Raw genomic sequence first — 14,455 nt, 5'->3', positions numbered from 1 at the left:
GGCGGGTTTCACATCGAATGATGTGAAACCCGCCGGTTCTTTTTCCAGACCTGATTCCAAGCTCGAGTTACCTCTCGTGTAATCAGGTAGGGAGTGGCAGCCACACCGGCGCCAGAGAATCACAGATGGAGATGGCATGGTCGACACTGCTGAGACCGCAGAGATGATGAAACGGCTCGGAACGGGCTTCGACGCCACCATCGGCCTGGAATACACCGAACTGAGCCCAGATCGCGTGCGGGCGCAATGGACCGTCAAGCCCACGCTGCACCAGCCCGCCGGGATACAGCACGGGGGTGTGTACTGCTCGGTGGTGGAGTCTCTCGCCAGCGTCGGTGGCACCGTGTGGCTGGGCGAGCGAGGACACGTGGTCGGAGTCAACAACAACACCGACTTCCTGCGCGCAACGCGGGAGGGCACTCTCACCGCTGAAGCCACCCCGATTCATCGCGGACGCACCCAGCAACTCTGGGAAGTTCGCATCACCGACGAGAACGACCGACTCGTTTCCAAGGGACAGGTTCGCCTCGCGAACATCACCGAGGTGGCGAAGATCGGAAACTGACCACGCGGCAGTCGATCGAATGACGGCGGGCGGCTGCGGAGTTGAACTCCACAGCCGCCCTCCGCCGGTCACTCAGGTGTTGATCAGCCGGCGGCCTTCTGCTGCTTGCCGGCAGCCTTCTTGGCTTCGCCATTCGAAGCGCTGCCGGACTCCGTCGCTTCCTTGTTTTTCTTCTCCAATTCGCCCATCGCGTTTCGCGCGAAGACCTGCTGCTCGGTGGACGCCATCTGAGCACGGCCACGCCCGAAGAACGTCACCGCCCACGACAACAGCGTCGAGGCACGGGAACGGAATCCGACGAGGTAGAGGAGGTGAATTGCCAGCCAGGCAACCCACCCGATGAAGCCGCTGATCTCGAGCTTGCCCACCTTGGCTACCGCGCTGAAGCGCGAGATCGTTGCCATACTGCCCTTGTCGAAGTACTTGAACGGAACTCGTTCCGACGGGGACTTGCCGTCCAGTGACGCTTTGATCTGCTTGGCCGCGTACTTGCCACCCTGCATGGCAACCTGAGCCAAACCGGGAAGCTTGTCGAGCGACATCATGTCGCCGATGACAAAGACGTTGGGGTGCCCGGGCAGAGACAAGTCGGGATTGACCATGACGCGGCCGGCGCGGTCGGTTTCTCCGCCGCTCTGTTCTGCGAGCTGCTTGCCGAGGGGGCTGGCCTGCACGCCGGCGGACCACACCTTGCACTGCGACTCGATACGGCGAAGCGTGCCGTCCTTCTCCTTGATGATCAGACCGTCGTTGTCCACGTCGGTGACCATCGCGTCGAGCTGGATCTCGACGCCGAGCTTCTCGAGCGTCTCGGCAGCCTTGCGGCTGAGCTTCCCGCCGTACACGGGCAACACGGCAGGGGCGCCGTCGAGGAGCACGACGCGCGCTTCACGCGGATCGATCTTGCGGAACGCGCCGTCCAGCGTTCGACGGGAAAGCTCGGCGATCTGCCCGGCCAACTCCACGCCGGTGGGGCCGGCGCCGACAACGACGAAGGTGAGCAAGCGCGCACGCTCGGCGGGATCGTCCGACAGTTCGGCCTGTTCGAAGGCCCCGAGGATTCGTCCGCGCAGTTCGAGGGCGTCGTCGATCGTTTTCATTCCGGGGGCGAACTCCGCGAACTGGTCGTTGCCGAAGTACGACTGACCGGCACCGGCTGCCACGATCAGACTGTCGAACGGCGTAACAGTGACGCGTTCGAGCAGGCGCGAGGTCACGGTCTGATTCTCGAGATCAATGGTCTCGACCTCACCGAGCAGTACCTGTGCGTTCTTCTGCTTGCGCAGCACCAGTCTCGTGGCGGGAGCGATGTCACCGACCGAGAGGATGCCGGTCGCAACTTGATAGAGGAGCGGCTGAAACAGATGGTGGGTTGTACGCGCGATCATCGTGATGTCGGCATCGGCTTTTTTGAGAGCCTGAGTGCCGAACAATCCTCCGAAGCCGGAACCGATCACCACTACGCGGTGGCGGTGCGGTTCAACCGACTGGATGCTCATTCCGTACTCCTCGAGTTCTAGGCGACAGTCCTACGGTAGTCCCACCGCGGCCGAGCTTCTCTGCGAGCAGTCCGACGCGCGCCGGTGTGTCCGAATCGATCCAGCGGCCTCGAGGGTGATCACTCCCGAGGTGATCGGCTTGACCGGACCTCGAGGGTGATCACCACTTTGTCGAGGTGTCGGCTACTGGCGGACGGACAAGATGAACAGTGCGATGCATCCGCCGACGAAAACCAGGATCGACAGGGCCACCGAGGCATACCCGACACCCACTCCAATTGCTGCCCAGTCCATGTGCCCAACCTCTCTTACGGTGTAATCCGGGATTCAGATCACATCTGCCTAGAGACATCACACCTCATCTGTCCCAACTTTCGAAACCCGGCACGCCCAACCATTGACATGCAAGTAAATGCTTGCATATTGTGAAGTTGTGAACGACCGGATGAATGCAGCCTTCAAAGCACTGGCCGATCCCACACGAAGGCTTCTCCTGGACCGCTTGTTCGTAGCCAACGGTCAGTCGCTCGGTGAGCTGTGCGACAGCCTCGACATGAGTCGGCAAGCTGTCACTCAACACCTCACCATGCTCGAGGACGCCAATCTGATCAGCACGGTCCGACAGGGGAGGGCAAAGCTTCACTATCTCAATCCCGTTGCGCTCGAGGAGATTCGAGAGCGGTGGATCAACAAGTTCGAGGTACCGCGCCTTCGTGCGCTCAGTACCGTCAAAAAAATCGCGGAGGAAGCCATGACCGACAAGCCCAGTTTTGTGTACGTCACCTACATTGCGAGCACGGCGGACAACGTCTGGAAAGCGCTCACCGACGCACAGGCCACCGCAGAGTATTGGGGACACAGCAACGTCTCCGACTGGCAGTCGGGATCGACCTGGGAGCACCGCCGGATCGACGGTTCGAACATTGCCGATGTAGTCGGCACCGTAGTCGAGAGCAATCCTCCGTCGAGGTTGGTCACCACCTGGGCTGATCCGAACGGCGAACCGGGCGTCGACATCTCTCGGGTGAGTTTCGACATCGAAGCCTTCGGCGCGATCGTGCGACTGACCGTCAAGCACACCGATTTGGCGGACGAATCGGCTCGCATGGAGGTAGCCGGTGGATGGTCGGCGGTGTTGTCGAACCTGAAGTCCTACCTCGAAACCGGAAGCACTCTTCCGGTGGCGCCGTGGGAGATGCCGGCCGGCTGACGGTGATGGAACAGGACAAACGTGCTCCCTGTACTGGAGGGAATTGTCGTACTCCCGTCCGAATTGCCGGCCCAGTCCGGTCTCAACTTCGCATAAGAACCAAATTTCGGCGGGTTCAGTCTGTAAAGTTGCCGGAAGGATGCTAGCGTTTTGCCCGACATCGAGTGAGGACGACCTCGTCTCGGACGCATGGGAGAAACGCTATGGGCGGCGACGCTTTTCAGAATGTTCCTGTTGATCGACGCAAGTTCGTCAAGACAGTTCTAGCGGCCTCGGCGGTAACTGTGCCTGTCGTGACGTCGATCAGCCTCGGTGGTGCAGCGCCGGCCTTCGCAGCCGGTGACACGCCGAATCTCTCCGGAGTGCCAAGTCGCGGCCAGCAGAATCCGAATCGACCAGGCGGTGAACAACCCGGCGGGAATCAGCCCGGTGGCCATACTCCGGGAGGGACCCAGCCGGGCGGAAACGAGCCGGGCAACCCCGGATCGTCCGGAAGTTCGGGGTCCTCGGGCAGTTCGGGATCGTCTGGAAGTTCCACAGGTTCCGGATCAACCGGTAGCTCTTCAGGTTCCGGTGGAACGACGACGGCTAAGCCGACTGTGCCGACGGAGCCGACCGTCCCGACTGTGCCAACCGTACCGACAGTGCCGACCACTCGCACCGAGCCGACCTATCCGACCCCTCCGACCAAGCCGACGAATCCCACGGAACCCACGTAGCCGACACGACGCGACTGGTTCCGAGGGAGCACACCGACGATGACAGAGTTCGACGTCGCGCTACACCGCGCTCTGAAGAAGTTTCAGAGCGCGGGGTCAGTTCAGGTGAAGGAGACTCCGCCGCACGGAGAACCGGCCGATCTGACTGTCGCGATCGCGACCTACGACGATTTCGACGGCGCGTACTTCACGATCCACTCGATCTTGGTCCATCATCGCGAGGTTCTGGACAGAGTCGAATTCGTCTTGTTGGACAACAACCCCGAGGGGTTGCCGGCGCCAATGCTCGAATCGTTTGCGGGGTATATCGATCGGTTCCGCTACGTTCCGTTCACCGACGTTCGATCGACTGCGGTGCGGGACGTCCTGTTCCGCAAGGCAACAGGAAAGTACGTCCTGGTCCTCGACTCCCACGTGATCTTGGCACCGGGATCGTTGTCGGCGCTGCTGGCGTATTTCGATGCAAATCCGGAAACCGACGATTTGATCCAGGGGCCGATGCTCTCCCAGGATTCCTCGCACATCGCGGCCACCCACATGGACCCCAAGTGGCGCAACGGGATGTTCGGCTCGTGGGGAGTTGATTCGCGCGCGAAGCAGCACCCGGACGTGCCTTTCGAGATCGTCATGCAGGGCCTCGGCTCATTTGCCTGCAGGCGTGAGGCGTGGCCGGGATTGAACTCGCACTTCATCGGATTCGGAGGTGAAGAGGGGTACATCCACGAGAAGTTCCGGATCAACGGCGGCAAGGTCGTCTGCCTTCCGGCTTTCGGTTGGCACCATCGGTTCGAGCGCCCGGCAGGCGTCCCGTATCGAATAAACTGGGAAGATCGTGTTCACAACTACCTGCTCGGTTGGACTGAGGTCGGTTGGGACATCGATTCACTCCATCGTCAGTTCTCCGAATACCTCGGTGATTCGTATCCCGAGATCCGTCTCCGTGCGGAGCTGAGCGTCCAGAGACCCGAGTTGGCCTTTGGTGGAGTGATCGTTCTCGGCGACGACCGCCGAGTCGCTCCGTGGCGTTCATGCCTGGCGGAGGGCGAGTCGATCGAACTGACCGTTCACCGTGCCATTCCGTCGCAGGACGACGCTCCGGATGTGTGGAGGACTGCGTCTGCGTTCGTCGCCGGAATCGACAAGGCCATTCTGTTGGCCTGGAAATCGGTAGTTTTTCTGGACGAGACTCGCGTGATCGAACCCGCGGTTATGTACAAGCTACGGAACATCGTCGACGACCTCCCCGCCGAGGCCGATACGGCTGTCATCCACGCACACGGCGAAGATCTGGTCGGAGCTGCACTGATTGTTCGCGCGGCGACCTACGGAACTTTGCGAGACGAACTCTCACGAAGGATCAACGGACCCGTGCCGTCCGACTTCTCACTGGCGGCTTATCTGCTCGAGCGAGGCGCAGTCGACGTTGTGCTCGATCGCCCACTGTCGCCTGTCCGAGTAGGGGGAGAACCCAACCCCGTTGTCGAGGATTCTGAGTCGGACCTCGGTATAGCCGTCGTGAATCTCGATCTCGACATCGACAGATGGAAAGCGTCCTGGCATAGATTCATTCGCTTACCGCGCGTAACAGCGGTGGAAAGAGTGTCGGCTTTCGAGGACGCGATGAATCAGGACGCGGCCTTTGCTGTCTCGTGGCGTCGTGCGCTCGCTCGGGCGACTGAGAAGGGCTGGGATTCGGTCCTCATCGCTGCTGATGACGTCAGTTTGCTGGATGCCGCCGCATCGATCCTTGGCCATGCCCGCGAAGAGTTGGATCACGGCGATTGGGATGTCGTCCACCTCGGACACGACCCGAAATCGAGGGACGGAGCTCTGCTTGACGGTTCGGCACTCTTGCGCACCAGTCCTGAGAACCGTGGAGTCCACGCCGTTCTCGTACATTCGCGCGCCTTCGAGCGAATTCTCGACGAGATTGCGGATCCGGAGTCAGATCCCGAAGCATTCGGACAATGGGCGGGTCACTACCGAACTCTGGGCGACTACCTGGTGGATGCGAGTGCCGGGGGAGCGCTCACGTGCCTGACGCTGTCGCCCGGCATCGCCTCCACACGCAGCCTGATTCGTTCGGGCGCAATCGAATCCGAATACTCACGACGTTTCGCACTGTGAGACCACCAACAAGACGAAATCGGATTCGCTGAATCAAGGAGATATCTTGACCGAACTACTCGAAGGTGTGAGACCGCAACGCTCTCAGACGGTGGAGAGCAACGATCTCACCGACGGTGTTGTGCTGTACGACAGTTCCAGCGAGGTTGCCCATCACCTCAACCCGGTCGCGACGTTGGTGTGGGAACTGTGTGACGGCCGGACCGTCAGCGATATTGTCCAGGCCGTGGCAGAGGTGCTCGAGATCCCTGACCACGAGGCGAAGTCGGTAGTCAACGAGACGTACGGACAGCTGAGCACCTCTCGTCTGCTGGTATGAGAATTCCGTGACAGGCAACCACGTACCACAATTCCGGGCGCACTACCTTTGGGTTGACGCGATTCTGCGCGGTTTCCGCATACCCGAGGTCGGTGTCGTCGAGCATCGGATTGCCAGTCCGTGGCCTGCGGACAACAACGTCGAAGTTCGGATTCAGCGGAATCGAGCGACATTCGGTCGCTGGGACGTCACCATCGAATCGACCATCGGCGGCAGCCGTGAAACGCTGATCGGTCTCGACGGTCTCCAGCTCGCGGAAAGCGTGTACCGCACGGTGCACCGGGATGTCATGACGGCCGCGCACGCCCGACAGTGGACACGCCTGCACGCCGCTCTGGTCGACTGCAACGGTGTGAGAGTGGCGATCGCCGGGCATTCCGGGGCGGGCAAGACCACCTTGGCGCTCGCCCTTGCCCTGCGGGGTGCACAACTGCGTGCTGACGAAGGCGTCTTCATTCGTGGTACCGAAGCTGTGGGCTTACCACGGCGGGTCCACCTCAAAGCCCGTACGTTCGACGTCCTCCCGGAGATCAAAGCGCACGATTCGCTGTATCTTCCGTACGCCCCGCCGGTGTGGGCGTTGGACCCGTCAACCTTGCCTGCTGAACGAAACGTCAGCTCGGCGGTTCGCGGAATCGATCTGGTGCTGATCCTCGATGGATGGGACGAGGGGCCGACTCGACTCGCTCCGATGCCCGTATCCCAAGCGATACAGTCGCTGGCCGAGCAATCCGCCCTGTGGTCCGACAATCACGGAGTGACCCTGAGAAACATCGCTGCTCTACTCTCGAATGCCCCGTGCTACAGACTGATTCGACATCACGGCGACACCGGCGCCGACACCGTGGAGGAACTGGTGGCGTCATGCGTGACACCCGGTACCTGATTTCCATGTTGAAACCCGAGTGTGGGGCCGACGTCATCCGCTTGTGTTCGCAGCAGGATTGGCCCAGAGTCATCGACGCCGCTGTAAGGCACAAGGTATTGCCGCTGCTCGCCTCCCGAGCGGTCGAGGCCGGCTTCGCATCGGTCCTACCTGCGAGCTTCGCGGAAATGCTGTCGGAATCATCGGCCACCGCATCGAGTCCGGAATTGACGCTGAGCCTTGTCCATCACCGAAACACCATAAGGATCTCGGACCTCGACGCGCAGCGAGTGGAACTGCAAGAGCTGTTACACAGCAACGGATTTCCGACGGTTGCACTGAAGGGTGCCGCCCTTCTCGAGCGAAAAATCTGGCCGAACCCGGCAGCTCGACGGATGACGGACATCGACCTTTTGGTCGTCGACCCTGCACATGCCGTTCCGGCCAACGACGCGATCCTCGATTTCGGCTACCGAATGGTCCGCCCCGACGAAGTGGACTCCGACTCCATCGATCACGACGATCACCAGGAACCGGCACTCCTTCGCGACGACCGTCATGGCTCCGTCGAAATCCATTCGCACTTACTTCCGAGGTTCGCCCGTCACGCGCTGACCCGGGAGGCCGCGGTCCGAGGAATCAGCTCGGAGGCGGAAGGATCCCGCCTTGCGATGGCCGACGTGACGCTGCACGTCATCGCTCACGCGCGGCTTGCCGATCGGGCCTTGATTCGAGCCGATTTGTCGTTGAACAGTGTCTTCGACGTGGGGTACCTGCTCACTTCCGAACCGGAACTCGCTGTGACGCTCTCCAGACGCCAGTTGCCACGCGATGTCCGTCGGGCGGTGAACGTCCACTGGGCGGCGGTGGAATCGATCTTCGGCGTCAGTACCGGAATGACGACCGTCCCGGCGCGTTGGTGGTGGCGATGGACGCTGTGGTTGGCGGATCGCCCACGCCTGCACTCGCTCTACCGCGATCTGGTCATGGTGCCGCTCTTTCTCGACCGTGATCGGCTTTCCATCCGGGACGGGCGCGACCTACGTGGATGGGACTTGGCCCGCTCACGCGTGTCCCACTTCGTCCGTCGTGCGAGGACTGCCGTCGAAGATGCCGGGGGAGCGGCGTGAAAGTACTGATCACGGGCGGAGCGGGATTCATCGGAAGCACCGTCGCGTCGAAGTGCGTCGACGCCGGGATCGATGTCGTGATTCTCGACAACCTGCTGACCGGCCGCGCCGAATTTGCGCACAGATTCCCGTTCTACTGCGGCGACATCGCGGACGAGAAACTGCTCGACAAGGTATTCGCAGATCATTCCGATATCGATGCGACAGTTCACTGTGCGGCCTTGATCGTGGTCGGAGATTCCGTGAGTAGCCCGGCACGGTACTACGAGAACAACGTATCCAAGTCGCTGACGCTGGTATCGAGTGTCCTTCGCAACGGGTGTGAGCGCTTCTTGTTCAGTTCCTCTGCGGCGGTGTATGCGCCGAGCGACGGTGGGTGTGTCGACGAACGTTGGGGGATCGCACCGCAGAGTCCCTATGCGCACAGCAAGGCTCAGTTCGAAACGATGCTCGACGACATTGCGGCGGCCACTGAATTATCGGCGATATCTCTACGCTACTTCAATCCGGTCGGGGCAGATCCGGAGCTGCGAAGTGGTACACCATCGGCACGCCCGACCCACGCACTCGGAAAGCTGTTCGAATCATATTCGACAGGAACGCCTTTCAGGGTTACGGGAACGGATTGGCCGACGCGCGACGGATCCGGAGTGCGTGATTACGTTCATGTCTGGGACCTTGCAGACGCTCATGTTCGAGCACTGGAAAGGTTCGACCGGGTCACCGCTGAATCATCACGCATGACTGTGGTCAATCTGGGCAGCGGGCGGGGGACGACGGTGTGGGAGCTGGTACACACATTCGAGAACGTGCTCGGCGAAGATATCGACGTGGTCGCTGCCGGCCGACGCACCGGTGACACTGCCGGCGCTTATGCGTCGAACGATCGTGCGTTGCGACTACTCGGGTGGGTTCCGACATTCACCCTGGAACAGGGGATCGAGGACACCGCGCGGTGGCTGGCAGTGCGGCCGCACCTGCTCAACTCGGTGTAGCCGAACGTCAGCCCGTCGGGTCGTCGTCAACGGTGATGTTGTTGCTACGTAGCCAGAAGGTGGCGTCCGGATCCCACCCGGCGAGCACGGTGGCCCCCGCGTTGGCCGACAACGGGATCGCGACGCCTGGCGTGGTCAGATAAGCCATCATGGTCAGGTGGACGGCGTCGTAATCCGCGGACACCGAAACCCAGTCCGGAATGAACCAGTCACGGTATTCACCGGTCGTGTCGTACCACACGGAGCGACGTGAAGCGGGCACAGGCAGGGGATAGGTATCGACCAGATTCGCCCAGTCCTGCGGTCCGGTGATCTCGTAGATCCGGGGCGCGCCGTAGATCCTCACCGGCTGCACCCGCGCCTCGTTCGAGGAGCTGTCTTCTTCGAGAAACACCCCGAGTGCCCCGATACCGTCCCGGGCCCTGGTTGTTTCGGTTGTACCGTTGGCAAAAGGGGTAGACCACCATTCGCCTCCGATGTGACGGTCCGGATCTTCGATCTGGTATTCCAGAAACCGGCGTTCGTAGTCGAGTGCCTCAGCGCGCCACTGTTCGAGGCCGTCTTCTGTGCGGTAAATCCGCAAGGGTAGGTCCGACCAGCCGTAAATGGGGTTTCGCTTTTCAACCAGATTCTGGTTCAGAAGGTCAGCAGGCTCGGTCCACCAGGCGGTGTGTGACGAGTCGAGAAGGGTTTGGGCGATCGGGCGCAATGCCGCGATCACCTCAGGGCGGACGAAGATCAGATCTTCTTCGTCCGGCGGCTCCCAGTAGCGTGCGCAATCTACGGCATACGCAAGACAGTGCAGAATCTCGAGTTCGGACATCTCGCCGATTGCCCGGATATCAACAGCGCCGAGAACTTGGAGCGCATGTTCCGGCGATTGAGGCCAGTGTCCATCGGATGTGCGTGCGCCGGCGCGGCATGCGTAACCGACGTTCGCACAGAAGCGACGGCCACGTGGTGAACCGAGGACGAGTGCAACGGAATCCATGTGGGTAAAGCTAGCGGACAAGCTGACGGGGGACGTTCGAATATCCATTACTTGACATAATGTAGATTATCGGCAAATTCTCGACCTGGCGATATCCGGCTCACGCCTGGTTCGTGCAACCTTCCTTGTTTCCGCCCACCTATGTCTGTCTGCCGGTACATTTGCCGGCTTTCCTGCGTTTCCGTCCTAGATCTGCGACCGGCTTGCACGACTCGACCATTGCGACTCCGCGATCGCCGGCTGAATTGGTACCGATCACCGCCTGGCCTCGCCGGCGACTGCGGCTACGCCGCGCGACCTGGACGTCAGGAACGACCAATAAGTGCTCTGATGTGGATTGATGCCGATAAACACGTCTCACCGACTTCCGGCTACCCCACCTCAATTCGTCACTGTGACGTATTATGGTCGACAGGCTGGAGGCGAGTTCAGTTTCATTGTCATCGCCACGGACTACTATCGCCGCATGTGTTGTATTCGACCGGCCGCTTCTCATGGTCAGTGGCCGCGATGAGTGACACACCCAAGGTCGTGCATCGCTGGCTCGCAGTGCCAGACCAGTTTGACCGATTCACGCGATTCTTGCGCGACAACGGAATTCTGATGCCGACTCGGATAGGCATCGGCGTATTGGTTTTCCTCCTGGGTATCACGATTCTGCTGAAGCGACTGGGCACTCATTCGGTACAGACCATCGGATTTCCGTTGGACGTCGTCGTCTCAGTGCTTGTGATGATCGGCGGAATTGCCCTGCCTGTCATGGCGACCACCCGTGAAAGGTCGTATTTCTTCGTCGTTGCCGGGGACTTCGCTGTTGCGGTGATCGTGCTGGCCGAGGCGAATCCGGATCAGAGATTGCTCGGATGTCTCGTCTTCGGGCTCGTCGGCTCGTACATAGCCTTCTTTCACAATCTTCGAACTCAGCTGTGGCACCTGCTGTTTTCCGGGGCGGTCATCGTTGTCGCCAGCATCGGCGTGTTCACCGATGTACCTTCTGGCCTTCCAGACGTCCTGGGGCGCATTGCCTTTGCCATTCCTGTCATCACTGTCATACCGGTGGTCACGCAGATTGCTCTGGCGCTCCTGAGCAACGACGCTCAAAGCTCAGAACTCGATCCGTTGACGGACCTGCTGAATCGGCGCGGACTCGCACGGCGGACTTCCGAACTACTGCAAGCGAAATCCAGCCTCGACCAGTCTTTGCTGGTGGTGGTGATCGACATCGACAATTTCAAACACTTCAACGACACCTACGGTCACGACGTCGGCGACCGAGTCATACTGCGCACGGCCTATCGACTACACGACTGGGCCAGATCGGACGCGGCGATAGCGCGCATCGGCGGTGACGAGTTCGTCGTCGTTCAGATGATGCCGTTGCCGTACGTCGGCGATCTACTGGCCCGGATCGCGCCCATCATGAACTCCCCTACAGGCGAACCAATCTCGACGACCAGCATCGGCATAGCCATCCACAACGGCGCCTGGCCGGACGTACAAGCAGCAGAAAGTGGCGTTCACGATCTACATCGCCTCGCCGATTCGGCGATGTACGAAAGCAAGAGAATGGGTGGAAATCACGTCCACTCCATCGTTCTCACCGATCAACAGCTACAACAGCCACAACAGTCAGGCGGTCGTTCAGTCCTCTGAATCGTCGATCAGATGCATCGCGGCTTCCTCTGCCGACGCTGCGCCGCCGTCGATTCCGACGTCTCCGGCAATGAGTTCACTTTCCTCGTCCTCGTATCTGCCCTCGTCTTCGGCAACGAGACGGCCGACCCGACGGTTACCCACTTCGTCACCGTTCGGGAATTCTTCTTCCCGTTCGAATTCGTCGGCATCGGCGGGATCCTTCAAAGGATCTCCGAGCGACGCGTACGGATCGGGTTCTTCTTCGGCCAGGCGCTCGTCGAGGGTCTCCCCCGCTGATTCCTCGCTGCCGGTCAACCCGTGGGCATCAAGTCCCAGTGGGCGTTCCGGTGGTGAGATTCCCTCGTCGAGAATGTCGTCGACGCCTCGATCGATCAGAGTGTCTTCAGGTTGAAGCTGGTCGTCGGGATCGAGACTGTAATCGCCATTGCCGGCCGCGCCGGTGTCATCCGTGTCGCTCATACGATCAACGATGCCACGGGCACACCGAGTTGGCCATGTGCCGCGCCTGCTCGATACATCACTGCGGAGACATTCAGCACGAACGCGGGGCCGGCACTCCGTCGAATCGGTCCTGTAGGTACTCGAATGCGGTGGGCAGACCGAGGACCGCAGTGGTGAGGTGGTCCGGGCTGGGGAACAGTTGGGATTGAATCGTGGCTCCGGCGGCGCAGTACCGCGAAATCGTGTTGACCACCGAATCGATGGGGATCAGAACGTCGTCGGGCGTGTGCCATTCGAACACCGGGGCAGTCGGCACACCGGGATAGAGTTCGACGCTGTTGTCGTCCATCACCTTTCGCACTTCAGGGCTGGACAGCAAGGATGTCGACGTCGACACCTGAGAGGCACTGCGCCCGGCACCGACCCTGAGGATGTCGTTGGTGCACGCGTTGGTGAGTTCGGCCCGCATCGACCGTCCGAGGTCGTTGAGTTGGTTGCTCAGCGGCAGTAGGTCGGGATACTCGCGTTCGAGGCCCATTGCTGCGGCGAAGGCGAGGCCGAATGCCGGGTGCGGATCCTGTCCGAGGCCGTTTGCCATCTTGGACAGATTCATCGGGACGCCGCCCTCGGCTACACCGACAAGGTTGACCTCGGGTGCGTAGCTCGGGGCCAGTGCGGCCGCCCACGCGGTGGCCATGCCGCCGCCGGAGTAGCCGGCAATACCTACAGGGCTGGCGCCACTACGCAATTCGGGAACTCTCTGAACGGCGCGGATACCGTCGAGCGTGATCTGTCCGCCCAGGCGCGCGGCGCCGTACGCACTGTTGGGTCCGAGATGGTCGGGAAGGGCAATGGTCCATCCACGTTGCAGCGCGACGTTGAGGATGGGCGCTTCACGGATGACGATGTTGGGATCCGATGCGTAAAGCGCGCGAGATGGCGCACATCCCGTACCGAGTGCATTGACGATGTGCTGATACGAGAGCAACGGGCCGTCTTGTGCTTGATTCGGCGGGACCAGGATCGTGCTGACCGCGGCAATAGGCTTGTTCTCTGAGTTCGTGGACCTGTAACTGACCTGCCAGATCGCGACGCCGGGAAAGGTCATCAGGTCAGGGGCCCGGCGCACGGAGATCGGCGTGCCGGCGGTCCCCTCGGCAGCTGCTTGCGAGTAGAACGGGTCCGGGTCCGGTGCCGGATATGCGGGATCGGCCTGTGCAGTCCCCCCGGAGAGCAGTGCGGCAGTCAGTGCAGCGGCAGTCAGCATCGATCCGGTAAACACGCGTGTGGTTCGCAGTTTCAACGTTTTCCCCTCGTCCGGACCCACCCGGGGTCCATCACCCTGTGTGTTTCACTCATACCCATGTCGAACCTGGTTCAGACACCCCACTGAGCGATAACTTCTCGCAATCGTACAGCTATGGTTGCCGCCGGACCCGGTTCGATCATCTGGTTGTGTTCGCAATCGACTTCGGTGACTCGGATGTCCCCTTCTACAAACCTTCGCCATTCGGCGACATCGTGTCCGTTCTCCGTAGATCTTCCGGCTACGAAGAACTCGATGGCTCCAACGTGGACAGGCGGTTGGTGCCGATTCGTCAATTCGACGGAGTGGGAGTAACCGCGACTGATCCGCGCCAGATGCTCCGCTTCGATTCCGATTCCGGCACCCAGGGTCTGCTCCAGCAATTCCGCCGCTTCTTCGAAGGTCTCGACCGTCTTGGATCCCGCCGGCATCGCGAGCCCGGCCAGTAGTTCGGAGACCGAGAGTTCTGCGGGCTGATCGGAATCCGACGACGGATAGCTGTCGAGTATCGACAGAGTCACGTCACGTCCGCTCCGAGTGAGGCTGTGTGCCACGGCGTGTGCGATCACGCCGCCGAGCGACCAGCCGGCCAGATGGATCGGGCCGGTCGATGCCACGGCTGCAATGCGATT

At 61.0% G+C, this 14,455-nt stretch carries 13 protein-coding genes; 8 read left to right on the top strand and 5 right to left on the bottom strand.

The window, feature by feature from the left end; all coding sequences use genetic code 11:
- The first annotated feature begins 136 nt into the window (after positions 1–136).
- Complete coding sequence (locus ACYP01_RS22045; protein WP_003945020.1) at positions 137–565, top strand: PaaI family thioesterase; 429 nt, start codon at positions 137–139, stop codon at positions 563–565.
- A gap of 83 nt (positions 566–648) precedes the next feature.
- On the opposite strand, the gene ACYP01_RS22040 is transcribed toward ACYP01_RS22045, so the two are convergent.
- Positions 649–2,064: an NAD(P)/FAD-dependent oxidoreductase gene (locus ACYP01_RS22040; protein ID WP_003944885.1), complete on the bottom strand. Its 1,416-nt coding sequence runs from the start codon at positions 2,062–2,064 to the stop codon at positions 649–651.
- 412 nt (positions 2,065–2,476) lie between these two features.
- Between ACYP01_RS22040 and ACYP01_RS22035 the strand changes: the two genes are divergently transcribed.
- From ACYP01_RS22035 to galE, 6 genes are all read left to right on the top strand, one after another.
- Positions 2,477–3,274 carry an ArsR/SmtB family transcription factor gene (locus tag ACYP01_RS22035; RefSeq protein ID WP_322002571.1) on the top strand — a complete coding sequence of 266 codons (798 nt, stop codon included), beginning with the start codon at positions 2,477–2,479 and terminating at the stop codon, positions 3,272–3,274.
- Between the two features lie 758 nt (positions 3,275–4,032).
- On the top strand, positions 4,033–6,120 hold the full coding sequence (locus tag ACYP01_RS22030) for a glycosyltransferase (protein WP_459682447.1): 2,088 nt from the start codon (positions 4,033–4,035) through the stop codon (positions 6,118–6,120).
- Positions 6,121–6,166: 46 nt separating this feature from the next.
- Positions 6,167–6,439 carry a PqqD family protein gene (locus ACYP01_RS22025; RefSeq protein ID WP_054825873.1) on the top strand — a complete coding sequence of 91 codons (273 nt, stop codon included), beginning with the start codon at positions 6,167–6,169 and terminating at the stop codon, positions 6,437–6,439.
- 7 nt (positions 6,440–6,446) lie between these two features.
- Complete coding sequence (locus tag ACYP01_RS22020) at positions 6,447–7,325, top strand: hypothetical protein (RefSeq protein WP_459682444.1); 879 nt, start codon at positions 6,447–6,449, stop codon at positions 7,323–7,325.
- Complete coding sequence (locus ACYP01_RS22015) at positions 7,304–8,434, top strand: nucleotidyltransferase family protein (protein WP_054825874.1); 1,131 nt, start codon at positions 7,304–7,306, stop codon at positions 8,432–8,434. The genes ACYP01_RS22020 and ACYP01_RS22015 overlap by 22 nt, the downstream gene beginning before the upstream one ends.
- On the top strand, positions 8,431–9,429 hold the full coding sequence (gene galE / locus ACYP01_RS22010) for a UDP-glucose 4-epimerase GalE (protein ID WP_459682442.1): 999 nt from the start codon (positions 8,431–8,433) through the stop codon (positions 9,427–9,429). Before ACYP01_RS22015 ends, galE begins: the two co-directional genes overlap by 4 nt.
- A gap of 7 nt (positions 9,430–9,436) precedes the next feature.
- Here galE and ACYP01_RS22005 read toward each other — a convergent pair whose 3' ends face one another.
- Complete coding sequence (locus ACYP01_RS22005; RefSeq protein ID WP_372023857.1) at positions 9,437–10,420, bottom strand: hypothetical protein; 984 nt, start codon at positions 10,418–10,420, stop codon at positions 9,437–9,439.
- A gap of 603 nt (positions 10,421–11,023) precedes the next feature.
- Here ACYP01_RS22005 and ACYP01_RS22000 point away from each other — a divergent pair.
- A complete protein-coding gene (locus ACYP01_RS22000; RefSeq protein ID WP_254593749.1) occupies positions 11,024–12,073 on the top strand; it encodes a GGDEF domain-containing protein in 1,050 nt (349 codons plus the stop codon).
- Here ACYP01_RS22000 and ACYP01_RS21995 read toward each other — a convergent pair.
- From ACYP01_RS21995 to ACYP01_RS21985, 3 genes are all read right to left on the bottom strand, one after another.
- The gene (locus ACYP01_RS21995) at positions 12,062–12,535 is read right to left on the bottom strand and encodes a DUF5709 domain-containing protein (protein ID WP_003945009.1); all 474 of its coding nucleotides are present in this window, start codon (positions 12,533–12,535) and stop codon (positions 12,062–12,064) included. The genes ACYP01_RS22000 and ACYP01_RS21995 overlap by 12 nt on opposite strands.
- Before the next feature lie 73 nt (positions 12,536–12,608).
- Positions 12,609–13,784 (bottom strand): lipase family protein, encoded by a 1,176-nt coding sequence (locus ACYP01_RS21990; RefSeq protein WP_193595751.1) that lies wholly within the window; start codon positions 13,782–13,784, stop codon positions 12,609–12,611.
- A 110-nt stretch (positions 13,785–13,894) separates the two neighbouring features.
- A partial coding sequence (locus ACYP01_RS21985; RefSeq protein ID WP_459682438.1) for a thioesterase domain-containing protein occupies positions 13,895–14,455 on the bottom strand: 561 nt, incomplete at its 5' end.

The organism is Rhodococcus sp. no. 34 (genome assembly GCF_054589475.1).
This window is presented reverse-complemented; position numbering and strand designations above follow the sequence as displayed.